Raw genomic sequence first — 23080 nt, forward strand, 5'->3', positions numbered from 1 at the left:
CGGTGCCGCCCGTCAGTGGGCGGGGTCGGCGGGGTGGCGGACCACGCAGTCGGGTCCGGGAGCCATGAGCGCTTCGTGGCCGTCCTGGAAGCGGACCCGGTAGGGCGGGGTTCCGTTCTCCCCCAGGATCTGGGTGATCTCGCCGACCTTGTCGTTCTGTCCGACCACCCTGCCGTGCTGCACGATCTGGTCGCCCTCGGTGGCGTGCATAGTGACCTCCTCGACGGTGGTCCGATCCGATCCGGTGATAGCAGTTTAGGGCGGTTCGGGGCTATTTGACCCGCTGGGTCGCGGTGATGCAGACGAGCACGGCGCAGGCGGCCAGCGGAGTGGCGGGGGACATTTCCTCGCCCAGCAGGACCACCGACCACAGCAGGGTCAGCAGCGGCTGGGCGAGCTGGAGCTGGCTGGCGCGCGGGGCGCCGATCGCGGCCATCCCGCGGTACCAGACGTACAGACCGAGGAAGGTGGACCCGGCCGCCGCCCACACCAGCCCGATCAGCCCGTGGCCGGTGAGGTGCACCGGCTCGTACGCGAGACCGAGCACGGATCCGGCCGCGCTGAGCGGCAGGCACAGCACCAGGGCCCAACCGATGACCTGCCAGCCCGGCAGCGTCCGCGCGAGCCGGGCGCCCTCGGTGTACCCGGCGGCGCACACCAGCAGCGCCCCGAAGAGGTAGGCGTCCCCGACCGATGCGCTGCCGCCGCTCTGGGCGAGGGTGAAGCCCAGCACGATCGCGGCGCCGGCGACGGCCGCCACCCAGAACCGCCGCGAGGGGCGGGCGCCGGTGCGCACGGCGGACAGCGCGGCGGTGGTCAGCGGCAGCAGCCCGACGACGACGGCGGCGTGCGACGTGGTCGAGGTCTGCAGGGCCAGGGTGGTCAGCAGCGGGAAGCCGACCACCACGCCGCCCGCCACGACGGCGAGCCCGACCCAGTGCGCACGGGCGGGCGGCCGGACCCGGCCGGCGAGCAGGAAGACCCCGGCGATGGCCGCGGCGAGGAGACTGCGCAGCGCGACGAGCGACCAGGGGCCGAAGCTCTCCAGGCCCCAGGCGGTGGCGGGGAAGGTCAGCGAGAACGCGACGACTCCGAGCAGGGCGAGCAGCGTGCCCGAGCGGCTGCCGGCGGGGCCGGTGGCGGTGCCGGTCGCGCTCCCCGGGCCGGTGGCGGTGCCGCTTCCCGGGCCGGTGCCGGTCGCGCTCCCCGGGCCGGTGGCGGTGCCGCTCCCCGCGCCCGTCTTCGCGCCGCTTCTCGTGGCCGTACCCGCGTCGGCGCCGGTTCCGGCGGCCCGGCCGGGGCCGGTGGTGGGGCGGACCGCTATCGAGGTGGGGTGAGTAGCGCTATTCTGTGCTGTCATGTACGAGCGTAGCAGTGTGGCGGAACTCGCGGAAAGCTTGAAATCCGAGCTGGACCGCTACCCGGTGGGTGGAAAGCTGCCGTCGAGCCGGGCCCTGGTGGAACGGTTTCGGGTCAGCCCCGTCACGGTGACCCGGGCGCTGGCCCAGCTCGCCGCCGAGGGCTTGGTCGTCACCCGCCCCGGCGCCGGGGCGTTCCGGTCCCGGCCCCGTACGACGGCGCCCGCGCCGGCCGACACCTCCTGGCAGGAGGTCGCCCTGAGCGCCGAGGGCGCGGGGGACGTCGTCCCGCGTTCGGTGGACGCCTCCGGGGTGATGATCTCGCTCGTCACGCCGCCGCCCGGGGTCATCGAGCTCAACGGCGGCTACCTGCACCCCTCGATGCAGCCCGAGCGGGCCATGGCGGCGGCCCTGGCCCGGGCCGGACGCCGGCCCGGGGCGTGGGGGCGCCCGCCGGTGGAGGGGCTGCCGGAGTTGCGCGACTGGTTCGCGCGGGAGATCGGCGGCGCCGCCGGGTCGGTGCGCGCCGCCGACGTGCTGGTCTCGGCGGGCGGGCAGAGCGCCCTCACCACCGCCCTGCGGGCGCTGGCCCCGCCCGGCAGTCCGGTGCTGGTCGAGTCGCCCACCTACCCCGGGTTGCTGGCCATCGCCCGCTCCTCGGGCTGCCGGCCCGTACCGGTCCCGGTCGACGCCGACGGGGTCCGGCCGGAGCTGTTGGCCGCCGCCTTCGAGGCGACGGGCGCGCGGGTCTTCGTGTGCCAGCCGGTGTTCCAGAACCCGACGGGGGCGGTGCTGTCCGCCGCGCGGCGGCCCGAGGTGCTGCGGATCGCGCGCGCCGCCGGTGCCTTCGTGGTGGAGGACGACTACGCCCGCTACCTGGCCCACGACGACAGCGGCCCGCTGCCCGCCACCCTCGCCTCGGAGGACCCGGACGCCGTGGTGGTGCACGTCCGCTCCCTGACGAAGCCGACCTCACCCAGCCTGCGGGTCGGGGCCATCGCCGCCCGCGGCCCCGTACTGGACCGGCTGCGAGCCATTCAGGTCGTGGACAACTTCTTCGTGTCGCGGCCCCTACAGGAAGCCGCCCTCGAACTGGTCGGGGCGCCCGCCTGGCCCCGCCACCTGCGCGCCGTCGCCGCGGAACTGCGGCATCGGCGGGACGTGCTCGCCGGGGCCCTGCGCCGTGAACTGCCCGCCGTCGAGGTGCCCCATCTGCCGTCCGGCGGCTACCAGTTGTGGGCCCGGCCCGGTGGGCCCGGCGACGACGCGGAGTTCGCGGCGACGGCCCTGCGCGCCGGGGTCGCGGTCGCCCCGGGCCGCCCCTACTTCTGCGCGGAGCCGCCGGCCCCGTACGTCCGCCTCAGCTTCTCCGGCGTCCCGGGTTCCGGCGAACTCGTGGAGGCCGTACGGCGGTTGCGGACCGCCCTGGACCGGGGGGCGGGCCCCGCCGATCGCGTCGGTTGAGGTGCCCGGGGCGCTGTCCTGGCCGGAGCGCACGACGTACGACCCGACGGTGACGAGGCGGCGGCCCGGGCCGTCGCGGTCGGCTGGTTTGAACGCGTTCAGTCGAACGGGTTCATTGATGCGGACGGGCGTCCGGGGCGAGGGGGCGGCCGTGGGGGTCGGAGCGGTGACGGGCGGGGGAGCGCACGCCGGATTCGGCCGCGGTGCCCGCCACTGGGCCCACCCGTGGCAGTACGCCCTCGCCGTGTGCGCGCTGCTGTCACCCGTGCCGCCGGCGCTCGAATTCGACCGCTTCGTGGACGGACCCGGTTACATGGTGCTCTGCGCCGGGGTGGCCGGCCTCGTCGCGCTCCCGCTGCTTCTGGGCCGGCGTCGGGTCCCGTTCGTGCGGGCGGCGGGCGTCGTCGGGGCTGTCCTGGTTCCCTGGTCGGTGATCGGCGCCCTCGGCGGGATGATGGTCTTCCTCATGTCGGCCCCGCTGCTGTGCTTGGCCGCCGTCGCCGACCCCCACCGCGACCCGTGGGCGCGGTCGTCGCGGCCGGGGCGGGGGTGTTGCTGGTCGTGGCGATGGTGACCGTTCCCGACTTCTGGTGGCGGCGGGGCTGAGCGGGCGGTGGACGCCCGGCGCCGGTCGGCCGGCGACGGCGTCGAGGTGTTCCCCGGCCTCCATGCGGCGCCGGCGGCGCGCCCCGAACGGGCCCGCCCCGAACGGGGCTGAACCGGCCCGGTCGTGAGCCCGCGCCGGCCCGTCGGCCGGGCCGTCCGCCGTCCGGGCCGGAGGTCCCCCGTCCGCCGCTTCGGCTCAGCCGGCCGGGTCGGGAGCCGGGGCCAGGCCGTCCGCCACCAGGCCGGCGAGGACCGCCCGGCCCAACGTCTGCACGGCGGACTGCGGGCGGACCAAGACGGTGAACTCCTTGATCCGGCCGTCCTCGTCGAACTGGAGGAGGTCGATGCCGTGGATCTGCTTGCCGTCCACCAGGGCCCGGAAGGGCAGGATCACCGACGGGGCCTCCCGTCCGTCCGCGCTCGTCTCGGCGGCGCCGTCCAGGCGCCCGAGGTAGCGCAGTTCCTCGAAGGTGCGCAGCAGGACCCCGAAGAGCCCAAGGACCATCGGCTTGCCCTCGAAGGGCTTGAACTTCACCGGGCTGTAGAGCCGGATGTCGTCCGTGAACAGATCGTCCAGGGCGCCCGGATCACCCTTCTCGACGGCGGCGCGGAAGCGTTCGGCAGTCTCCATGACCCCTCCTCCTACTCATGAATATGACTAATCACTTTCTTGAGTATCATGCGGCTGACGGACCGGAGAAGGGAAGGGGCTGATCCTCGATGGCCTTGCGGCATGCCGTACTCGCGGCACTGCTGGACGACGAGTACAGCGGCTACGAACTGGCGAAGGAGTTCGGCGTCGGCGTGGCCAACTTCTGGCACGCCCTGCCCCAGCAGGTGTACGCCGAGCTCGGCAAGCTGGAGAAGGCCGGCCTCGTCACGGGCCGGGAGGTGGTCCAGGAATCCCGGCCCAACAAGCGCCTGTTCAAGGTCACCGGGGCCGGTCGCGCCGAGCTGGAGGCGTTCGCCGTGGCCGAGGTGAAGAGCTCGGTCATCCGTGACGACCTCCTCGTCAAGGTCCAGGCGTCCGACAGCATCGGGGCCGCCGCGGTGATCGCCCAGTTGGAGGAGCGGGCGGTGGCCGCCGACCGCAAGATCGAGTTCCTCGGCAAACTGCTGCGCAACCTGCGCGGGCAGAGCACCGAGGAGGAGTACCTGCGTACGGGCCCCCGGGCCGGCGCCTATCTGACCTGCCTGCGCGGTCTGGCCTTCGAGCAGGGCCACCGCGACTGGTGCCTGCGGGCGGCTTCCGTCCTGCGGCTGCGTGAAGGGGGAACCACCCGTGCCGAGGACTGAGACCGGGTACGCGCGTTACGTCGCCCTCGGCGACAGCCAGACCGAGGGCGTCGGCGACGGGGACGACGTCGTGGGCCTGCGCGGCTTCGCCGACCGGCTCGCGGAACACCTCGCGGTCGCCAACCCCGGCCTGCTGTACGCCAACCTCGCCGTCCGGGGCCGGCTCGCCGGACAGGTCGTCGCCGAGCAGGTGGAGCAGGCTTTGGCGCTGCGCCCCGATCTGGTGACCGTCATAGCGGGGGTCAACGACCTGCTGCGGCCCGGGTTCGACGCCGCGCGGGTGGCGGGGCAGGTCGAGGAGGCCTTCGCCGCCCTCTCCGCCGCCGGGGCGCAGGTCGCCACCGCGACCTTCCCCGACATCGGGCGGATCGCCCCCGCGGCCCGACCACTGCGGCCCCGCGTGCTCGCGTTCAACGCCCACATCCGGGAGGCCGCCGCCCGGCACGGGGTCGTGGTCGCCGAGACCGCCCTGTCCGACGTGGCCGCCGACCCGCGGTTGTGGGCGGTCGACCGGCTCCACGCGGGCCCGCTGGGCCACGCCAGGATCGCCGCCGCGCTGGCCGAGGCGCTCGGGGTGCCGGGCAGCGACGACAGCTGGTCCCACCCGCTGCCGGCGCGCCCCGATCCGTCCGCCCTGAGGCTCGTCTCGACCGAGGTGGCCTGGGCGGCCGGGTTCCTCGGCCCCTGGCTCGGACGCCGCCTGCGCGGCCGCTCCTCGGGCGACGGCCGCAGCGCGAAGCGCCCCGAACTGCTGCCGGTGCTCCCGGTGGGGGCGGAGTCGGTGCCGCCCGGTGCCGGGGCCGCCGGCCGGGTCGCCGGCGGGCCTGCGGAGCCGGGAGCCTCGTAGGGCGTGGCTCCGGCGCAAGAATGGACGTCCGCCCCCGCCGGTCACCGCTCGGAGGAACGCCTGACCCCACCACCGGCTGACACAACCCGCTGACACAGGCCGCGACGCCACCGCACCGGACCAGGCCCACACCACACCCACCCCCTCCCGGGCTTTGCTTTGCATAAAACTGCGGGGCTACGTATAGTCATGCCATCGATGAGGAGGATCCGATGGTGGTACGTGTAGCGGTGGCCGGTGCGAGCGGATACGCGGGCGGTGAGGTCCTGCGCCTGCTCCTGTCGCACCCCGAGGTGCGGATCGGCGCGCTGACCGGCAACTCCAACGCCGGACAGCCCCTCGGCCTGCTCCAGCCGCACCTCGCGCCGCTCGCCGACCGGATCCTGGAGGCGACGACGCCCGAGGTCCTCGCGGGCCACGACGTGGTGTTCCTCGCGCTGCCGCACGGCCAGTCCGCCGCCGTCGCCGCCCAGCTCGGCGAGGAGGTACTCGTCATCGACATGGGGGCCGACCACCGGCTCAAGGACTCCGCCGACTGGGACGCCTTCTACGGAGCCCCGCACGCCGGAACCTGGCCCTACGGCCTGCCCGAACTCCCCGGCTGCCGCGCCGCCCTGGCGGGCGTCAAGCGCATCGCGGTGCCCGGCTGCTTCCCCACGGCCGTCTCCCTCGCCCTGTACCCCGCCTACCAGGCCGGCCTCGCCGAACCCGAGGCCGTGATCGTCGCCGCCACCGGCACCTCCGGCGCGGGCAAGGCGCTCAAGGCGAACCTGCTCGGCTCCGAGGTCATGGGCACCGCGACCCCGTACGGCGTGGGCGGCGTGCACCGGCACACGCCCGAGATGGTGCAGAACCTCTCGCCGCTGGCCGGACAGCGCGTCAGCGTCTCCTTCACCCCGAACCTCGTGCCCATGCCGCGCGGCATCCTCGCCACCTGCTCGGCCAAGGCCCTCCCCGGCACCACCGCCGAATCGCTGCGCGCCGCCTACGAGAAGGCCTTCGCCGACGAGCCGTTCGTCCGGCTGCTCCCCGAGGGCGGCTGGCCGACCACCAAGGCCGTCACCGGCTCCAACGCCGTCCAGGTCCAGGTCGCCCTCGACGCGTCCGCCGGACGGATCATCGCCATCAGCGCGATCGACAACCTCACGAAGGGCACCGCCGGCGGCGCGGTGCAGAGCATGAACATCGCCCTCGGCCTGCCCGAGGCACTGGGACTTTCCGCCGTCGGAGTCGCACCGTGAGCCACGCCCGCACGGCCGGCCCGACGGGCGACAGCGACACCAGCCGCAGCGGCGGCGGAGCGAACAAGGAGATGCAGTGAGCGTCACGGCAGCACAGGGATTCACGGCGGCGGGCATCGCCGCCGGGATCAAGGCGAACGGCAACCCCGACCTGGCCCTCGTGGTCAACCACGGGCCGCGACTGGCCGCCGCGGGCGTCTTCACCTCCAACCGCGTCAAGGCCGCTCCCGTGCACTGGTCCGAGCAGGTCCTGCGCGGCGGCGCCGTCAGCGCCGTCATCCTCAACTCCGGCGGCGCCAACGCCTGCACCGGCCCCAAGGGCTTCCAGGACACCCACGCCACCGCGGAGAAGACCGCCGAGGTCCTCAACGCCCGGGGGCTCGGCGCCGAGTTCAACGCCGGTGAGATCGCGGTCGCCTCGACCGGCCTGATCGGCGTACTGCTCCCCATGGACAAGCTGCTGCCCGGCATCGACGCGGCCGCGGCCGCCCTCGACGCCGACGGCGGCGAGGCCGCCGCCGTCGCCATCAAGACCACCGACACCGTGCACAAGACGGCCACCGCCGGCCAGGACGGCTGGACCGTCGGCGGCATGGCCAAGGGCGCCGGCATGCTCGCCCCGGGCCTGGCCACCATGCTCGTGGTGCTCACCACCGACGCGGACCTCGACAGCGCCGCCCTGGACGGGGCCCTGCGCGACGCGACCCGCACCACCTTCGACCGGATCGACTCCGACGGTTGCATGTCGACCAACGACACCGTGCTGCTGCTCGCCTCCGGCGCCTCCGGCCTGACCCCCGCCGCCGCGGACTTCGCCCGCGCCGTACGGACCGTCTGCGACGACCTCGCCCGCCAGCTGATCGGGGACGCCGAGGGGGCCAGCAAGGACATCCGCATCGAGGTCGTCGGCGCGGCCACCGAGGACGACGCGGTCGAGGTCGGCCGGTCCATCGCCCGCAACAACCTGCTCAAGTGCGCCATCCACGGCGAGGACCCCAACTGGGGCCGGGTGCTCTCCGCCATCGGCACCACCAAGGCGGCCTTCGACCCGGACCGGCTGAACGTGGCCATCAACGACGTCTGGGTCTGCAAGAACGGCTCCGTCGGCGAGGACCGCGACCTGGTCTCGATGAAGGGCCGCGAGGTCCGCATCACCGCCGACCTGTCCACCGGCACCGAATCCGCGGTCATCTGGGCCAACGACCTGACGGCCGAGTACGTCCACGAGAACAGCGCGTACTCCTCATGAGCGGCGCCACCGGAAGTGCCCGCAAGCACACGGCCCTGCCCAAGGCGGAGATCCTCATCGAGGCCCTGCCCTGGCTCACCCGGCACAACGGCAAGATCGTCGTGATCAAGTTCGGCGGCAACGCCATGATCGACGAGGAGCTGAAGGCCGCCTTCGCCACGGACGTCGTCTTCCTGCGGCAGGCCGGCCTGCGGCCCGTCGTCGTGCACGGCGGGGGCCCCCAGATCAACGCCCAGCTCGACAAGCAGGGCCTGGTCAGCGAGTTCAAGGCGGGCCTGCGCGTCACGACGCCCGAGGCCATGGACGTCGTACGGATGGTGCTGGCCGGTCAGGTCCAGCGCGAGCTGGTCGGGCTGCTCAACCAGCACGGGCCGCTCGCCGTCGGCATGACCGGCGAGGACGCCCACACCATCACCGCGACCCGGCACAGCCCGGAGATCGACGGCGAACTCGTCGACATCGGCCGGGTCGGCGAGATCACCGCGATCGACACCGGAGCAATCGAGGCGCTGCTCGCCGACGGCCGGATCCCGGTCATCTCCTCCATCGCGCGCAGCGCCGACGACCACCACGTGTACAACGTGAACGCCGACACGGCGGCGGCCGCCCTGGCCGCGGCGCTCGGCGCGGAAATCCTGATGGTCCTCACCGACGTCGAGGGCCTCTACGCGGACTGGCCGAACAGCGACGAGGTCATCAGCCGGCTCACCGTCAGCGAGCTGGAGAAACTGCTGCCCGAGCTGTCGAGCGGCATGGTCCCCAAGATGGAGGGCTGCCTGCACGCCGTCCGCGGCGGCGTCGGCACCGCCCGCGTGATCGACGGGCGCGTCCAGCACTCGATCCTGCTGGAGATCTTCACCGACGAGGGCATCGGCACGATGGTCGTGCCCGACGGACACCAGGGCGCACAGTCCGCACGGAACCACGGACCGCAGGGGGGAACGGCATGACGACGGCAACGGGCAACGAGGGCTACGGCGCCCGCTGGCAGGACGCGCTGACCAACAACTACGGCACCCCCGCGCTGGCGCTCGTGCGCGGCGAGGGCGCCCAGGTCCGGGACGCCGACGGCAAGCAGTACACCGACTACGTCGGCGGCATCGCGGTGAACGCCCTCGGGCACGCCCACCCGGCGATCGTCGCGGCGGTCACCCAGCAGATCTCCACCCTCGGCCACGTCTCCAACCTGTACGCCTCCGAGCCGGTCCTCGCGCTCGGCGAGCGGCTCCTCCAGCTCTTCGGCCGCGAAGGCCGGGTTTTCTTCTGCAACTCCGGAGCCGAGGCCGTCGAGGCCGTCTTCAAGCTCGGCCGGCTGACGGGTCGGACCCACATGGTCGCCACCACCGGCGGCTTCCACGGCCGGACCATGGGCGCGCTCGCGCTCACCGGCCAGCCGACCAAGCAGGCCCCCTTCCTGCCGCTGCCCGGCGACGTCACGCACGTCCCGTACGGGGACGTGGAGGCCCTGCGGGCCGCCGTCACCGCGGAGACGGCGCTCGTCCTCATCGAGCCGATCCAGGGCGAGAACGGGGTGGTCGTCCCGCCGGCCGGTTACCTGACGGCCGCCCGCGAGATCACCCGGGCCACCGGCACGCTTCTCGCGCTCGACGAGGTCCAGACCGGCATCGGCCGCTGCGGCCAGTGGTTCGAGCACCAGGCGCACGAGGGCGTCGAGCCCGACCTCGTCACCCTCGCGAAGGGTCTGGGGGGCGGCCTGCCGATCGGCGCCGTCGTCGCCTTCGGCGCGAGCGCCGGTCTCCTCCAGCCCGGCCAGCACGGCACCACCTTCGGCGGGAACCCCGTCGCCTGCGCGGCGGGCCTCGCCGTGATCGACACCATCGCCGCCGACGGACTGCTCGACCGGGTGAAGGAGCGCGGCGAACGACTGCGCTCCGGAATCGAAGGCCTGCTCGACGGAGAAGGCCACCCACTGGTCTCCCACGTCCGGGGCGCCGGCCTCCTGCTGGGTATCGTGCTGACCGAGCCGCTCGCACCGAAGGTGCAGCAGGCGGCTCAGGAAGCCGGATTCCTGGTCAATGCGCCCGCCCCCGACGTCGTACGACTGATGCCGCCGTTCGTCATCACCGAGGCCGAGGTCGACGCGTTCCTCGGGGCCCTGCCCGGCATCCTCGACGCAGCGGGACGATCCGGAGAATGAGACGACGATGAGTCACGCGCAGGAACACGAGCAGAACGGCCAGTCCGTACCGCAGACCCGCACCGCCCGCCACCGCCGGATCGTGGACATCCTCAACCGGCAACCGGTCCGCTCCCAGAGCCAGCTGGCGAAGCTGCTCGCCGACGACGGGCTGAGCGTCACCCAGGCGACGCTCTCCCGGGACCTCGACGAGCTCGGCGCGGTGAAGATCCGCAACACCGGCGGCGAGCTGATCTACGCGGTGCCCAGCGAGGGCGGCTTCCGCACCCCGCAGGCCCCCCTCGGGGAGTCGGCGAAGGAGGAACGGATGCGGCGCCTCTCCGGGGAGCTGCTGATCTCGGCGGAGGCCTCCGCGAACCTCGTGGTCCTGCGCACCCCGCCCGGAGCGGCCCAGTTCCTCGCCTCGGCGATCGACCAGGCCGAACTCCAGGCGATCCTCGGCACCATCGCGGGCGACGACACGCTGATGCTGATCAGCCGCGACCCGGCCGGCGGTCAGGCCCTCGCAGACCACCTCCTGAAACTGGCGCAGAAGGAAAGCTGAGGCCCCGGCGGCATGCCCGCCCGGTCCCGGGCGCCTCAGTACCGCGTCACGTCCAGCGGGCCCGCCCCCGTGCCGATCGCCAGGTGCGGGGCGCGGCGGGGATCGGCCCAGCGGAGGATCCGGCGCATGGCGCCCTCCGGGACGGACACGCAACCGGCCGTGGCGCCCTTGCCGTTCGCGTGCAGGAAGATGCCGGCGCCCCGGCCCCGGACGGGCCGGTCGTAGTTGAAGTCGACCACCAGGGCGTGCGCGTACTGGCGCGCGTACGTCACCAGGTGCTCGGCCTCGCCCGCCGCGCAGTCGGCGGGCAGCGGCTCGACCCAGCGGTTGTAGCTGCCCGAGGCGTTGTCCTGGCACCACCACGAACGGTCCGTCACCCGCCGGTACGCGTACGACGTCCCGGCCGGCGCGGGCGCGATGCCGAAGGCGTAGGGGAGCCCGTACAGGCCCGTCGGGGTGGTGTTCGTGCCCTGGATCCGGGTCGCGCCCTCGGTCAGGCCCCTCGCGCCGAACCGGGCGGGCGCGCTGCCGGCCTCGTACCAGCGGCCCGCGCGCCGGTCCCACCAGGTCAGCACGCCCGTGGTGGATCCGGCGTCGGGCGCGACGGCGGTGATCAGTTGGCTCCCGCCGCCGGTGTCGGCGAGGCGGGCGGGCAACGGCGTCGGGCCGTGGGGGCTCTGCGGGCCGTGCGGGAGCAGGGCGGCGGCGATCAGCGAGCCGGTGACGAGGGCGGTACGCAGCATCCGTCCGACGGTACGGGCGCGAGCGGCGGCGGCGACGCAGGCCGGCCGCCGGACCCCGATCCGGTGCACCCGTACGCCCCACCGGCACCGGCCGGGCCCGTCGCGCCCCTGCTCCGCGGGCGTCCGGCCGGGGATCGTCGTGGCACAGGCCGAGGGGCGGGAGTGGCTGGATGGGCGCGGCCTAGGTCCCCGACACCCCGGCTGACCTCCCCTTGTCGGCTCGATTGACGAAACATACGGAGTAGTGCATAGTTATGCCTGTCGTTGAATGACCTTTCATCCGGCGAACCGCGAAGAAACGCGGACCACCCCGAACGACCCGCGCCGAACCCATCGGTCCGACGCGTACACACCGCATGGAGGCAGCCGTGACCGAGCGCGTCGTACTCGCCTACTCGGGCGGACTGGACACCTCCGTCGCCATCGGCTGGATCGCCGAGGAGACGGGCGCCGAAGTCATCGCCGTCGCGGTGGACGTCGGTCAGGGCGGCGAGGACCTCGACGTCATCCGCAAGCGGGCCCTGGCCTGCGGCGCGGTCGAGGCCGAGGTCGCGGACGCCAAGGACGAGTTCGCCGACGAGTACTGCCTCCCGGCGATCAAGGCGAACGCCCTGTACATGGACCGGTACCCGCTGGTCTCCGCCCTCTCGCGGCCCGCCATCGTCAAGCACCTGGTCGCCGCCGCCCGCAAGCACGGCGCGACGACCGTCGCCCACGGCTGCACCGGCAAGGGCAACGACCAGGTCCGCTTCGAGGCCGGCATCGCCGCCCTCGGCCCCGACCTCACCTGCATCGCCCCGGTCCGTGACTACGCCATGACCCGGGACAAGGCCATCGCCTTCGCCGAGAAGGCGCGGCTGCCGATCGCGACCTCCAAGAAGTCCCCGTACTCGATCGACCAGAACGTCTTCGGACGGGCCGTCGAGACGGGCTTCCTGGAGGACATCTGGAACGCCCCGATCGAGGACGTCTACGAGTACACCGCGAACCCGGCGCTGCCCCGCGAGGCCGACGAGGTCGTCATCAGCTTCGAGGAAGGCGTCCCGGTCGCCCTCGACGGCGAGCCCGTCACCGTCCTCCAGGCCGTTCAGCGGCTCAACGAGCGCGCCGGAGCCCAGGGCGTCGGCCGGATCGACATCGTCGAGGACCGTCTCGTCGGCATCAAGTCCCGCGAGGTGTACGAGGCTCCGGGCGCGATCGCGCTGATCACCGCCCACCAGGAGCTGGAGAACGTCACCGTGGAGCGCGAACTGGCCCGCTACAAGCGGCAGGTCGAGCAGCGCTGGGGCGAGCTGGTCTACGACGGACTGTGGTTCTCGCCGCTCAAACGGGCCCTGGACGGCTTCATCGACGAAGCGAACCGGCACGTCAGCGGTGACGTACGGATGACCCTGCACGGCGGCCGGGCCGTCGTCACCGGCCGCCGGTCGGACGACTCGCTGTACGACTTCAACCTGGCGACCTACGACTCGGGCGACACCTTCGACCAGTCCAAGGCCCAGGGGTTCATCGAGATCTTCGGTCTCTCCTCGAAGATCGCCGCACGCCGCGACCTCGGCTGATCCCGGTCGTTCTCCACCACGCAGTACGAGACGGCCTCCCCGTTACCTCCGCGACGGGGAGGTCGTCGCACCACCACCCTCATGAGGAGCAGTAGCTGTGAGCAGCAACAACGGTGACGTCCGGCTCTGGGGCGGCCGGTTCGCCGACGGTCCCTCCGAAGCCCTCGCGAAGCTTTCCGCGTCGGTCCACTTCGACTGGCGCCTCGCCCCGTACGACATCGCCGGCTCGCGCGCCCACGCCCGCGTCCTGCACAAGGCGGGCCTGCTCACCTCCGAGGAGCTCGGCCGCATGACGGCCGGCCTCGACCAGCTCGAAGCCGCCGTCGCCGACGGCTCCTTCGTGGGCACCGTCGCCGACGAGGACGTCCACACCGCCCTGGAGCGGGGCCTGCTGGAGCGGCTCGGCCCCGACCTCGGCGGCAAGCTGCGGGCCGGCCGTTCCCGCAACGACCAGGTGGCCACCCTCTTCCGGATGTACCTGCGCGACCACGCGCGGATCATCGGCGGCCTGATCGCCGACCTCCAGGACGCGCTGATCGGCCTCGCCGAGGCGCACCCGGACGTGGCGATGCCGGGCCGCACGCACCTCCAGCACGCGCAGCCGGTCCTGTTCGCCCACCACGTACTGGCGCACGTGCAGCCCCTGTCCCGGGACGCCGAGCGGCTGCGGCAGTGGGACACCCGCACCGCCGTCTCCCCGTACGGCTCGGGCGCGCTGGCCGGCTCCTCGCTGGGCCTGGACCCGGAGCAGGTGGCCGCCGACCTGGGCTTCGAGCGGGGCTCGGTCGGCAACTCCATCGACGGCACCGCCTCCCGGGACTTCGTCGCCGAGTTCGCCTTCGTGACCGCGATGATCGGGATCAACCTCTCCCGGATCGCCGAGGAGATCATCCTGTGGAACACGAAGGAATTCTCCTTCGTCACCCTCCACGACGCCTTCTCCACCGGCTCGTCGATCATGCCGCAGAAGAAGAACCCGGACATCGCGGAGCTGGCGCGCGGCAAGTCGGGCCGCCTCATCGGCAACCTGACCGGTCTGCTGGCCACGCTCAAGGCGCTGCCGCTGGCCTACAACCGTGACCTCCAGGAGGACAAGGAGCCGGTCTTCGACTCCTGCGACACCCTGGAAGTCCTGCTGCCCGCCTTCACCGGCATGATGGCGACGCTGACGATCAACCGGGAGCGGATGGAGGAGCTGGCGCCGGCGGGCTTCTCCCTCGCGACCGACATCGCGGAGTGGCTGGTCAAGCAGGGCGTCCCGTTCCGGGTGGCGCACGAGGTGGCCGGCGAGTGCGTCAAGGTCTGTGAGGGCGAGGGCATCGAGCTCGACCAGCTCACCGACGACCAGTTCGCCAAGATCTCGGAGCACCTCACCCCCGAGGTCCGGACCGTCCTCAACGTCAAGGGCGCGCTGGCCTCCCGCAACGGCCGTGGTGGCACCGCCCCGTCGGCCGTCGCCGTCCAGCTCACCGAGTTGAAGGCCGACCTGGTCATCCAGCACGCCTGGGCGATCCACAAGCAGTAGCGGTCCGCGCCCGGAAGGGGGCGGTGGGAGCCGGTCGGCGCCCACCGCCCCCTCACGGCGTCGGGGCTCCCGCCACGGGCCGGCCCGGCGTCCGGTCCTCGGCCCAGGCGGCCAGGGCGTCGAAGTCCTCCCGCAGCAGGCCGAACCGCTCGTCGATCCGCATCAGCAGCGCGTGCGCCGGGTGGCGCGCCCGGACGTACTCGCGGTCCGCGTCGCCGATGTCGTCGTCGATCCAGGCGAACTCCCGCCCGCCCGCGTACTCCAGGACGTACTGCGTCTTCCAGAACGTGCCGTGCGGCGCCCGCCCGTGCATCTGCGGCCAGTCGACGAACGGCAGCCGGGGCAGCCCCAGGGGCGGGCCTATCCAGTCGTTGGCCTCGTCCTTCCAGGTCGTCGCCCAGACCAGTTCGTACGACTCCGCCAGCGCGCGCAGCTCCGCGCCGTGGTCGTGGTTCAGCCAGACCCGCAGCGGCTTGGCGCTCTCGGACTCCCGCCAGCCCGTCGGCCGCATCCGGTGGGTGCTGTAGCCCTCGGGGCGGCGCTGGGGCCGGGCCGCGTACGGGTTCAGCGGGCCGTCGACGTCGATCAGCAACAGTGGTCTCATCACGGAAGGATCCCTCTCGGCCGCCGATCCGGCAGCTCATTTTTGATCATCGATCGAAAGAGAATGAGACGGATGCGTCTCATTCGGGTTATGCTTGTCTCATGGCCATGGATCGTGACCAGGTGCTCCGCTCTGCGGCCGCCCTGCTTTCCCGCAAATCGACCGCGACGATGGACGAGGTCGCCCGCGCCGCCGGAATCGGCCGGGCGACCCTCCACCGGCACTTCGCCGGCCGGGACGCCCTCGTACGGGCCCTGGAGGAACTCGGCATCCACGCGTTCGAGGTCGCCTTCGACAACGCCCGTCTCGACGAGGGCACGGCGGTGGACGCGCTGCGGCGACTGGTCGCCGAGGCCGAGCCGAACGCCCAGCTGCTGGCCTTCCTCGTCACCGAGAACCAGCTCTTCGAGGGTGACCAGGTCAACGAGGGCTGGGCCCGCCTCGACGCCCGCGTCAGCGCGCTCTTCCGGCGCGGACAGCAGGAGGGCGACATCAGGATCGACCTGAGCAGCGCCTGGCTGACCGAGGCCCTCTACGGCCTCATCGGCTCCTGCGCCTGGGCCGTCGTGGACGGCCGGGTCGCCGCCAAGGACTTCCAGTACATGATCATCGAGTTGCTGCTCGGTGGCGCACGACGGAGTGTGGAGTGATGAGCCGTACCGAACAGCTGAACCGGCGGACCGGAGCGGAGGGCGCGGGCCGCGGACGCTGGCTCGCCCTCTCCGTCCTCGTCCTGGCCGTGCTGCTGGTCGCGGTGGACGCCACCGTACTCGGCCTCGCCACTCCTGCCCTGAGCGAGGACCTCAAGCCGTCCGGCACACAGCTGCTCTGGATCGGCGACATCTACTCGTTCGTGATCGCCGGACTGCTCGTCTCCATGGGCTCCCTCGGCGACCGCATCGGGCGCAAGAAACTGCTGCTCGTCGGCGCCACCGCGTTCGGCGCGGTCTCCGTGCTCAACGCCTACGCGACCAGCCCCGAGATGATGATCGTCGCCCGGGCCCTGCTCGGCGTGGCCGGCGCCACCCTGATGCCGTCCACCCTCGCGCTGATCCGCAACATCTTCCACGACCCGAGGGAACGCAGCCTCGCCATCGGCATCTGGGGCGCCACCGCCTCGGCCGGCGCGGCCGTCGGACCGGTCGTCGGCGGAGCCCTGCTCCAGCACTTCTGGTGGGGCTCGGTCTTCCTGATCAACCTGCCGGTGATGATCGCACTGGTGCTCGTCGGCATCAAGCTCCTGCCCGAGTCCAAGAACCCGGTGGCCGGACCCTGGGACCTCGTCAGCGTCGCCCTGTCGCTCATCGGCATCATCGGCGTGGTCTACGCCGTCAAGGAAGTCGCCACCCACGGTCTCACCTGGGGCGTGTGGGCCGCCGCCGTCATCGGCGCGGGCTGCCTCCACGCCTTCGTCCGGCGCCAGTTCACCCTGCCGTCCCCGCTCCTCGACATGCGGCTCTTCAAACACCGCGGCTTCTCCGGCGCGGTCCTCGCCGACCTCCTCACCGTCTTCGGCCTCTCCGGCCTGGTCTTCTTCCTCTCCCAGTTCCTCCAGCTGGTCCAGGGCCGCGACCCCCTGGAGGCGGGCCTGGCCGAACTGCCCGCCGCCATCGGCGCGGTCGTCACCGGCCTCGTCGCCGGCCGCTACGCCCGCAAGTACTCGGTACGGGGCATCGTGGCGGGCGGTCTCGCCGCCATCGGCCTGGCCCTCGCCGCGCTCACCGTGATCCACAAGGAGACCGGCTACCCGTTGCTCGGCGCGGCCCTGCTCGTCGTCGGCCTCGGCGCGGGCTTCTCCTTCACCGTCACCGCCGACGTGATCCTCTCCAGCGTCCCCAAGGAGCAGGCCGGATCCGCCTCGGCCGTCTCCGAGACCGCGTACGAACTCGGCGCCGCGCTCGGCATCGCCCTGCTCGGCTCCATCGTGACCGGCGTCTACCAGAGCTTCACCGCACCGGCCGGCGTCCCCGCCCCCGTCGCGGACGCCGCGCACGAGTCGCTGGGCGGCGCGGTGGAGGCCGCCAAGACCCTGGACCCGCTGACCGCCTCGCAGATGGTCGGCTCCGCCCAGGAGGCCTTCGTCGACGGCCTGCGGCTCGCCTCCGGAGTCGGCGCGGCCGTCCTGCTCGCCACCGCGGTGGCCGCCTGGTTCCTGCTCAGGGGCCAGAAGCTCCAGGACGGCCTGGAACACTGACCCGCCGTCAGCACGCCAAGGGGCGGTGTCCCGCACGTGGTTGACAGCGCGCGGAGCAGCGGGACACCATCCCGGCGATGGAGATCAACGACCTGACCCCGGCCGAACTCCGCGTGTGGCACGCCTTCCCGCGCGGCGCCCGCGTCGATTTCCGGACGGATCCCGAAGAGACCGCAGCCGCCGGGGCGGGCTGGGGTCCCGAGCGGACCATACGCGCCGAGGTGCTCACCGCCCTGCTGCTGAACGGCCCCCGCGTCGAGGGCCGGGTCCCCGGACTCAACCTCAAGGGCGCCCGGATCACGGGCCCGCTGAACCTCAAGTACGCCGTCGTCGACCACCCCGTCCGGCTGCGCGCCTGCTGGTTCGAGCTCCGGCCCGTGCTCTACGGGGCCCAGCTCAAGACCTTCGTCGTCAACGACTCCACCCTCCCCGGCCTGACCGCCGGCATGGCCCGCTTCGACGTCGCGCTCAAACTGTCCTGCTGCCGCCTCACCGGACCGGTCCGGCTCTCCGGAGCCCGGATAGCCGGCGGCCTGTTCCTGTCGAGGTCGGTCATCGGCGTCCGGCCCGGCGAGGGCGACCCGGAGGAGGCCGCGGAACCGCCGCTGCAGTTCAACCACGCCGAGATCGGCACCGACGTCATCGCCGTCGGGGCCACCGTGTACGGCGAACTGCGCGCCAACGGATCCACCGTCGGCGGCCAGATCAACCTCGACGACGCCCGGCTCCTCGCCCCCGGGGACACCGCCCTGCACGCGGAGAACCTCACCGTCGGCAGCGACCTGCGCGCGATGCGCGCGGAGTTCCGGGGCCGGATCAACCTCACCGGCTCCCGCATACCGGGCCAGCTCAACCTCGCCCACACCCGCCTGCGCAACCCCGGCGGAGTCGCGCTGCGCGCCTCCAGCTGCGTGATCGGCGAGGTCTGGCTGCGCGGCTGCCCCACCGTCGAGGGCGCCGTCAACCTGCGCCGCTCCCAGTTCGACCTGCTGCACGTGCCGCCCGGGACCTGGCCGCAGCACCTGCGCATCGACGGCCTCACCTACCGCACGCTCGCCCCGCACCTGCCGGCCGCCGAACGGCTGCCCGCCCTGGAACGGGAGGAGTCGGGCTACCTCCCGTACGCCTACGAGCAACTGGCCGCTGCCTACCGCACGGTCGGCGACGAGGGAGCCGCCCGGACCGTGCAGCTCGCCAAGCTCCGCCGACACCGTCACACCCTGCCCCGGCCCGCGCGGCTGTGGGGACTGCTCCAGGACGTCACCGTCGGGTACGGATTCCGGCCGCTGCGCGCGGCGGGTTGGCTGGCGGCGCTGCTCATGACCGGGGCGATCGCCTACGGACTGCACCCGCCGAGGGCCCTGAAACCGGGGGAGGCCCCCGACTTCAACGCGGTCTTCTACACGATCGACCTGATGGTGCCGATCGTCGGCTTCGGGCAGGAGTCCGCGTACGCGCCGGGCGGCTGGTACCAGTGGCTGTCGTACCTGCTCGTCGTGACCGGCTGGATCCTCGCCACCACGACGGCGGCGGGCGTCAGCCGGTCGCTCCAGCGGCAGTGAACCGGCGCCGGGCGGGCGTCGGACGGGGTCAGGCGGCCTTCGCCTTGGTGGCGTACATGTCCACGTACTCCTGGCCCGACAGCCGCATGACCTCGGCCATCACCGAGTCGGTGACGGCGCGCAGCACGTAGCGGTCGCGGTCCATGCCCTCGTAGCGGGAGAACTCCATCGGCTCGCCGAAGCGGACGGTGACCCGCCCCGGGCGGGGCATGCCCGCGCCACCGGGCTGGAGCTTGTCGGTGCCGATCATCGCGAACGGGACCACCGGGGCGCCGGTCATCAGGGTCAGGCGCGCGATGCCGGTGCGGCCCCGGTACAGCCGGCCGTCGGGGGAGCGGGTGCCCTCGGGGTAGATGCCGAAGATCTTGCCCTCGTCGAGGATGCGTCGACCGGTCATCAGGGCCGCGACCCCGCCGTTCGCACCGTCACGGTCGACGGGGATCATGCCGGAGCCGGTGAAGAACCACGCCATCAGGCGGCCCTTGAGGCCCTTGCCCGTCACGTACTCGTCCTTGCCGATGAAGTGGACCGTACGGTCGCAGACCAGCGGGAGGATCATCGAGTCGATGAAGGTGAGGTGGTTGCCCGCGAGGATCACCGCACCGGTGCCGGGAATGTTCTCGATGCCCTCCACGCGGGTGCGGAACATCAGGCGCATGACCGGTCCGACAGTGGCTTTGATGAGCGCGGTACGGAACAACGTGAGCCCTCCGGCATCGAAAAGCGGTTTGGCACCACACGGCGGTAGTGCAGGTGAGGACGATACTCGCGGGTCAGCCCTGATCGCACATCGGGTTCACGAGGCGGATACGCGATGTTGACGCACGTTTCCGCCATGTTCCGCGGTGGACCGCGTTCCCGACACCCTCCCTTGCCTACCATCGGCACGCCGATTCGGGCCGCAGGACACCCGGAACCCCGGGGGAGCGAGCCCCTTTCAGACCGAGGAGTGCACGGATGACACAGGGTGGGGCAGCGCGGCGCACGGTCCTGGGGGCGGCGGTCCTGGCGGCCGGAACCTCGATCACCGCCCTCGGGGCGGGCACGGCCGCAGCGGCCGACCGCGAGCGGGCCGGCGCACAGGCCGTCGACGGACAGGGCGGGGGCGGCGGCTACCGGGACCTGCCGGTCCCGACCGTGATCGGCCACCGCGGCGCCAGTGGTTACCGGCCCGAGCACACCATGGGCTCCTACCAGCTGGCCCTCGACCTCGGCGCCGACGTGATCGAACAGGACCTCGTCCCCACCAAGGACGGCCACCTGGTCTGCCGCCACGAGAACGAGATCGGCGGCACCACCGACGTCGCCGACCATCCCGCCTTCGCCGCCCGGCGCGCCACCAAGTCCATCGACGGGGTGTCCGTCACCGGCTGGTTCACGGAGGACTTCACCCTCGCCGAACTGAAGACCCTGCGCGCCAAGGAGCGGATCCCGGCGGTCCGCCAGCGCAACACCCTCTACGACGGCCGCTGGGCCGTCCCCACCTTCGAAGAGGTGCTGCGCTGGGCGAACCGGGAGGGCCGGCGGCGCGACAAGCAGGTCTGGCTGCACGTCGAGACCAAGCACCCCACCTACTTCCGCGGCCTGGGACTCGGCCTGGAGGAGCCGCTCGCCCGGCTCCTGCGCCGCTACGGACGCGACGGGCGGGACGCCGCCCTCTTCCTGCAGTCCTTCGAACCCTCCAGCATCCAGCGGCTCTCCCGCCTGGTGTCCGCGCCGCGCGTGGTGCTGCTCTCCGCCGCGAACACCCGGCCCTGGGACTTCGAGGTGGCCAAGGACCCCCGTACCGTCGCCGACCTCGTCAAGCCCGAGGGGCTGAAGTGGATCTCCGGCTTCGCCCAGGGCATCGGCCCCACCCTGGACCTGGTCATCCCGCGCGACGCGGCCGGAAGGCTGGGCACGCCCACCACCCTGGTCAAGGACGCCCACGCCCGCGGTCTGCTCCTGCACCCCTACACCGCGCGCAACGAGAACACCTTCCTGCCCGCCGAATACCGCAGGGGCACCGATCCGGCCGCGTACGGGGACGCCTTCGGCGCGTACGCGAAGTACTTCGAACAGGGCATCGACGGCATCTTCACCGACAACCCGGACACCGGACTGCTCGCCGCGGAGGCCTTCCGCCCGGGCCGCGGCGCCCACCGCTGACGAAGCGGACCGACCGCCGGCGGCGTCAACCGGCAGGCCCCCGTCCCCGTACGGGTGGGCCGGGCCCGGCGGGGAAACCGTACGGACCGGCCCCCGCGTCCCGCCCGGCATGGACCTCCTGAAGGACTCCGACCTCCTGACCGAGCTCGGCCCGCTGCTCTCCGCCGAGGCCGCCGCGGAAGCCCCGGCCGCCGGGGTCGACGCCGCCGACCTGGAACAGGCCGTCTGGGTAAGGCTGCTGGAGCACGGCCCGCGCGACCCCGACCCCACCGGCCGTACCGGCCGGGCCCGCTGGCTGCGCCGGGCGGTGCGGGCCGAGGCCCGGCTCGCGCGGCGCCGGGCCCGGCGCGAGGTTCCGTACGGCGGATCGCCGGCCGACGCCGGAGGGGAGCCGGAAGGCGCCCTGTTGCACGGCGAGGACCACCGGGCCCTGCGCTCGGCGGTGGCCCGGCTCCCCGGACGTTGTCCGGAACTGATGGGAGCACTTCTTTCGCCGAGGGACCTCACTTACCGTGAAATCGCAGGAGAGTTGGGTATCTCACAAGGAAGTTTGGGGCCCGTCCGTTCCCGTTGCCTGGGATGTCTGCGCAGAATGCTCGCTGCAGAGGTTGCGGCTCCTGGCCTGCGGGGAAAGGAGCGGTAGACCAAAGGGCCGGCAGGTGAGCGGGAGGCATGCGCACATGGGCATGAGCGTGACGATTTCGGCGGCGACCGCCGAGGACGCCGAGCAGATCTTCAAGCTGCAGTATCTGGCGTTCCAGCGGGAGGCCGAGCTCTACGGCAACTACCTCATCCAGCCGCTCACCCAGTCCCTGGACTCCCTGAAGGCGGAGCTGGCCACGGACACCGTCCTGGTGGCCCGGCTCGGCGACGAGGTGGTCGGTACGGTGCGCGGCCGCTCCGGCGAGGACGGCACGGCGAGCATCGCCAAACTGTGCGTGCACCCGCGACTCCAGGGCCACGGCCTCGGCGCCCGCCTGCTGCGCGGCGTCGAGCGGGCCCTCGCGGACCGGACGTCCCCGACCCGGTTCCGGCTGCACACGGGCCACAAGAGCGAGTCGAACCTGCGGCTCTACCGCAAGGCGGGCTACCTGGCCGTGGGCAACCGCACCGCCTCCGACGGCGTGGTGCTGGTGATCCTGGAGAAGGAAGCCAAGGGCGCCACCGACTTCGCGGTCAGCGCCTAGACCGCAACCAGAGCATCCCGGTGATCGGCAGGATCACCGGGATGAACAGGTAGCCCATCCCGAAGTCCGACCAGACCGTCGTGTCGGGGAAGGCCCCGGGGTCGACCAGGGTCCAGGTGCCCACGGCCAGCACGCCCGCCAGCTCGACGCCGCAGCACACCAGGGCCGCCCTGCGGGCCCGCTCCCCGCCCCGCACCAGCGAGTACGTGATGAAGGCGTAGGCCAGCGCGGCCGCCCCCGACAGCGAGTACGCCAGCGGGGCCCGGTCGAACTCCGTGGAGATCTGGTAGGCCGAGCGCGAGACGGCGCCGACCACCATCACCCCGTACAGCCAGACCAGCAGCAGCCCCGGTCCGGAGACCAGCCGCCGGCGTCCGGCGGGGTCGGTCGCGGTCGTGCGGGTGTCAGGCACCGGTGCTTCCCCAGATGTCGTAGAGCCGTACTTCGAGCACGGCGAGGACGACCGCGCCCGCGGCCACCGTCACCGAGCCCCACTTCGTCCGCTCGGTCAGCGAGAGCATCCCGGCGGCCGGGACCGCGGCGAACGCGCCCAGCAGGTAGGCCACGAAGATCACCGTGCCCTGTCCGGGCCTCTCCCCCCGGCCCAGCTGGACCAGGCCGATCACCAGCTGGGCCAGGACCAGTACGGTCACCACGGCCATGCCGATGAAGTGCCAGTCCTTGGTCGGCTGGTCCCGCCAGGCGGCGTGGCCGCACCAGGCGGCGAGGGCGAGGGCGGCCGCGCCGATGGCGACCGTCAGGGCGTCGAGCATGCAGCGAGGGTATTACGGG

25 protein-coding genes are annotated in these 23080 nt (G+C 72.7%); 17 read left to right on the plus strand and 8 right to left on the minus strand.

The window, feature by feature from the left end:
* Positions 1 to 12: 12 nt before the first annotated feature.
* Positions 13 to 210 carry a DUF1918 domain-containing protein gene (locus ACZ4XJ_RS21740; protein WP_281209903.1) on the minus strand — a complete coding sequence of 66 codons (198 nt, stop codon included), beginning with the start codon at positions 208 to 210 and terminating at the stop codon, positions 13 to 15.
* 61 nt (positions 211 to 271) lie between these two features.
* Positions 272 to 1360 (minus strand): DMT family transporter, encoded by a 1089-nt coding sequence (locus tag ACZ4XJ_RS21745; protein ID WP_468497067.1) that lies wholly within the window; start codon positions 1358 to 1360, stop codon positions 272 to 274.
* Between ACZ4XJ_RS21745 and ACZ4XJ_RS21750 the strand changes: the two genes are divergently transcribed.
* Positions 1359 to 2822 carry an aminotransferase-like domain-containing protein gene (locus ACZ4XJ_RS21750; protein WP_468497068.1) on the plus strand — a complete coding sequence of 488 codons (1464 nt, stop codon included), beginning with the start codon at positions 1359 to 1361 and terminating at the stop codon, positions 2820 to 2822. The two genes, ACZ4XJ_RS21745 and ACZ4XJ_RS21750, sit on opposite strands and share 2 nt — an antisense overlap.
* Positions 2823 to 2973: 151 nt before the next feature.
* Positions 2974 to 3396, plus strand: coding sequence for a hypothetical protein (locus ACZ4XJ_RS21755; RefSeq protein WP_468497069.1), 423 nt, complete (start codon positions 2974 to 2976; stop codon positions 3394 to 3396).
* Between the two features lie 228 nt (positions 3397 to 3624).
* On the opposite strand, the gene ACZ4XJ_RS21760 is transcribed toward ACZ4XJ_RS21755, so the two are convergent.
* On the minus strand, positions 3625 to 4059 hold the full coding sequence (locus ACZ4XJ_RS21760) for a nuclear transport factor 2 family protein (protein WP_468497070.1): 435 nt from the start codon (positions 4057 to 4059) through the stop codon (positions 3625 to 3627).
* A gap of 89 nt (positions 4060 to 4148) precedes the next feature.
* Between ACZ4XJ_RS21760 and ACZ4XJ_RS21765 the strand changes: the two genes are divergently transcribed.
* The 7 genes from ACZ4XJ_RS21765 (at position 4149) to ACZ4XJ_RS21795 (ending at position 10763) form a co-directional block, all read left to right on the plus strand.
* On the plus strand, positions 4149 to 4724 hold the full coding sequence (locus ACZ4XJ_RS21765) for a PadR family transcriptional regulator (protein ID WP_384002777.1): 576 nt from the start codon (positions 4149 to 4151) through the stop codon (positions 4722 to 4724).
* On the plus strand, positions 4711 to 5571 hold the full coding sequence (locus ACZ4XJ_RS21770; RefSeq protein ID WP_468497071.1) for an SGNH/GDSL hydrolase family protein: 861 nt from the start codon (positions 4711 to 4713) through the stop codon (positions 5569 to 5571). The genes ACZ4XJ_RS21765 and ACZ4XJ_RS21770 overlap by 14 nt, the downstream gene beginning before the upstream one ends.
* A gap of 212 nt (positions 5572 to 5783) precedes the next feature.
* Positions 5784 to 6812 carry an N-acetyl-gamma-glutamyl-phosphate reductase gene (argC, locus tag ACZ4XJ_RS21775; protein ID WP_384002782.1) on the plus strand — a complete coding sequence of 343 codons (1029 nt, stop codon included), beginning with the start codon at positions 5784 to 5786 and terminating at the stop codon, positions 6810 to 6812.
* A 76-nt stretch (positions 6813 to 6888) separates the two neighbouring features.
* Positions 6889 to 8061, plus strand: a complete 1173-nt coding sequence (gene argJ, locus ACZ4XJ_RS21780) for a bifunctional glutamate N-acetyltransferase/amino-acid acetyltransferase ArgJ (protein WP_468497072.1) — start codon at positions 6889 to 6891, stop codon at positions 8059 to 8061.
* A complete protein-coding gene (gene argB, locus ACZ4XJ_RS21785; RefSeq protein ID WP_362880121.1) occupies positions 8058 to 9011 on the plus strand; it encodes an acetylglutamate kinase in 954 nt (317 codons plus the stop codon). The genes argJ and argB overlap by 4 nt, the downstream gene beginning before the upstream one ends.
* Positions 9008 to 10219 (plus strand): acetylornithine transaminase, encoded by a 1212-nt coding sequence (locus tag ACZ4XJ_RS21790; RefSeq protein ID WP_362880123.1) that lies wholly within the window; start codon positions 9008 to 9010, stop codon positions 10217 to 10219. The genes argB and ACZ4XJ_RS21790 overlap by 4 nt, the downstream gene beginning before the upstream one ends.
* Positions 10220 to 10226: 7 nt before the next feature.
* Positions 10227 to 10763 (plus strand): arginine repressor, encoded by a 537-nt coding sequence (locus tag ACZ4XJ_RS21795; RefSeq protein ID WP_384002794.1) that lies wholly within the window; start codon positions 10227 to 10229, stop codon positions 10761 to 10763.
* A 35-nt stretch (positions 10764 to 10798) separates the two neighbouring features.
* Here the strand turns inward: ACZ4XJ_RS21795 and ACZ4XJ_RS21800 are convergent, their stop codons facing one another.
* Positions 10799 to 11506 (minus strand): L,D-transpeptidase family protein, encoded by a 708-nt coding sequence (locus tag ACZ4XJ_RS21800; protein ID WP_468497073.1) that lies wholly within the window; start codon positions 11504 to 11506, stop codon positions 10799 to 10801.
* Between the two features lie 368 nt (positions 11507 to 11874).
* Here ACZ4XJ_RS21800 and ACZ4XJ_RS21805 point away from each other — a divergent pair, with 368 nt between their 5' ends.
* Together ACZ4XJ_RS21805 and argH are read left to right on the plus strand one after the other, a co-directional pair.
* Entirely contained in the window at positions 11875 to 13068 is a 1194-nt protein-coding gene (locus ACZ4XJ_RS21805; RefSeq protein ID WP_468497074.1) for an argininosuccinate synthase, read from the plus strand.
* 97 nt (positions 13069 to 13165) lie between these two features.
* Positions 13166 to 14593, plus strand: a complete 1428-nt coding sequence (argH, locus tag ACZ4XJ_RS21810; protein WP_468497075.1) for an argininosuccinate lyase — start codon at positions 13166 to 13168, stop codon at positions 14591 to 14593.
* Positions 14594 to 14645: 52 nt separating this feature from the next.
* On the opposite strand, the gene ACZ4XJ_RS21815 is transcribed toward argH, so the two are convergent.
* Positions 14646 to 15197, minus strand: a complete 552-nt coding sequence (locus ACZ4XJ_RS21815; protein WP_468497076.1) for an HAD domain-containing protein — start codon at positions 15195 to 15197, stop codon at positions 14646 to 14648.
* 101 nt (positions 15198 to 15298) lie between these two features.
* On the opposite strand from ACZ4XJ_RS21815, the gene ACZ4XJ_RS21820 reads away from it, so the two are divergent.
* The 3 genes from ACZ4XJ_RS21820 (at position 15299) to ACZ4XJ_RS21830 (ending at position 18953) form a co-directional block, all read left to right on the plus strand.
* Positions 15299 to 15847, plus strand: coding sequence for a TetR/AcrR family transcriptional regulator (locus ACZ4XJ_RS21820; protein WP_384004556.1), 549 nt, complete (start codon positions 15299 to 15301; stop codon positions 15845 to 15847).
* A complete protein-coding gene (locus tag ACZ4XJ_RS21825; protein WP_468497077.1) occupies positions 15847 to 17391 on the plus strand; it encodes an MFS transporter in 1545 nt (514 codons plus the stop codon). The genes ACZ4XJ_RS21820 and ACZ4XJ_RS21825 overlap by 1 nt, the downstream gene beginning before the upstream one ends.
* 77 nt (positions 17392 to 17468) lie before the next feature.
* Complete coding sequence (locus ACZ4XJ_RS21830; RefSeq protein WP_468497078.1) at positions 17469 to 18953, plus strand: membrane-associated oxidoreductase; 1485 nt, start codon at positions 17469 to 17471, stop codon at positions 18951 to 18953.
* A 28-nt stretch (positions 18954 to 18981) separates the two neighbouring features.
* Here the strand turns inward: ACZ4XJ_RS21830 and ACZ4XJ_RS21835 are convergent, their stop codons facing one another.
* Positions 18982 to 19611 (minus strand): lysophospholipid acyltransferase family protein, encoded by a 630-nt coding sequence (locus ACZ4XJ_RS21835; RefSeq protein WP_468497079.1) that lies wholly within the window; start codon positions 19609 to 19611, stop codon positions 18982 to 18984.
* A gap of 299 nt (positions 19612 to 19910) precedes the next feature.
* Between ACZ4XJ_RS21835 and ACZ4XJ_RS21840 the strand changes: the two genes are divergently transcribed.
* From ACZ4XJ_RS21840 to ACZ4XJ_RS21850, 3 genes are all read left to right on the plus strand, one after another.
* On the plus strand, positions 19911 to 21101 hold the full coding sequence (locus ACZ4XJ_RS21840; protein WP_468497080.1) for a glycerophosphodiester phosphodiesterase: 1191 nt from the start codon (positions 19911 to 19913) through the stop codon (positions 21099 to 21101).
* Between the two features lie 109 nt (positions 21102 to 21210).
* Complete coding sequence (locus ACZ4XJ_RS21845; RefSeq protein ID WP_362880141.1) at positions 21211 to 21744, plus strand: sigma-70 RNA polymerase sigma factor region 4 domain-containing protein; 534 nt, start codon at positions 21211 to 21213, stop codon at positions 21742 to 21744.
* A 37-nt stretch (positions 21745 to 21781) separates the two neighbouring features.
* Positions 21782 to 22288, plus strand: a complete 507-nt coding sequence (locus ACZ4XJ_RS21850; protein WP_468497152.1) for a GNAT family N-acetyltransferase — start codon at positions 21782 to 21784, stop codon at positions 22286 to 22288.
* On the opposite strand, the gene ACZ4XJ_RS21855 is transcribed toward ACZ4XJ_RS21850, so the two are convergent.
* Together ACZ4XJ_RS21855 and ACZ4XJ_RS21860 are read right to left on the minus strand one after the other, a co-directional pair.
* On the minus strand, positions 22278 to 22700 hold the full coding sequence (locus tag ACZ4XJ_RS21855; protein WP_468497081.1) for a hypothetical protein: 423 nt from the start codon (positions 22698 to 22700) through the stop codon (positions 22278 to 22280). The genes ACZ4XJ_RS21850 and ACZ4XJ_RS21855 overlap by 11 nt on opposite strands.
* Positions 22693 to 23061, minus strand: coding sequence for a hypothetical protein (locus ACZ4XJ_RS21860; RefSeq protein ID WP_362880144.1), 369 nt, complete (start codon positions 23059 to 23061; stop codon positions 22693 to 22695). The genes ACZ4XJ_RS21855 and ACZ4XJ_RS21860 overlap by 8 nt, the downstream gene beginning before the upstream one ends.
* Positions 23062 to 23080: the final 19 nt, after the last annotated feature.

The sequence above is a fragment of the Streptomyces sp. NPDC029836 genome, assembly GCF_055574495.1.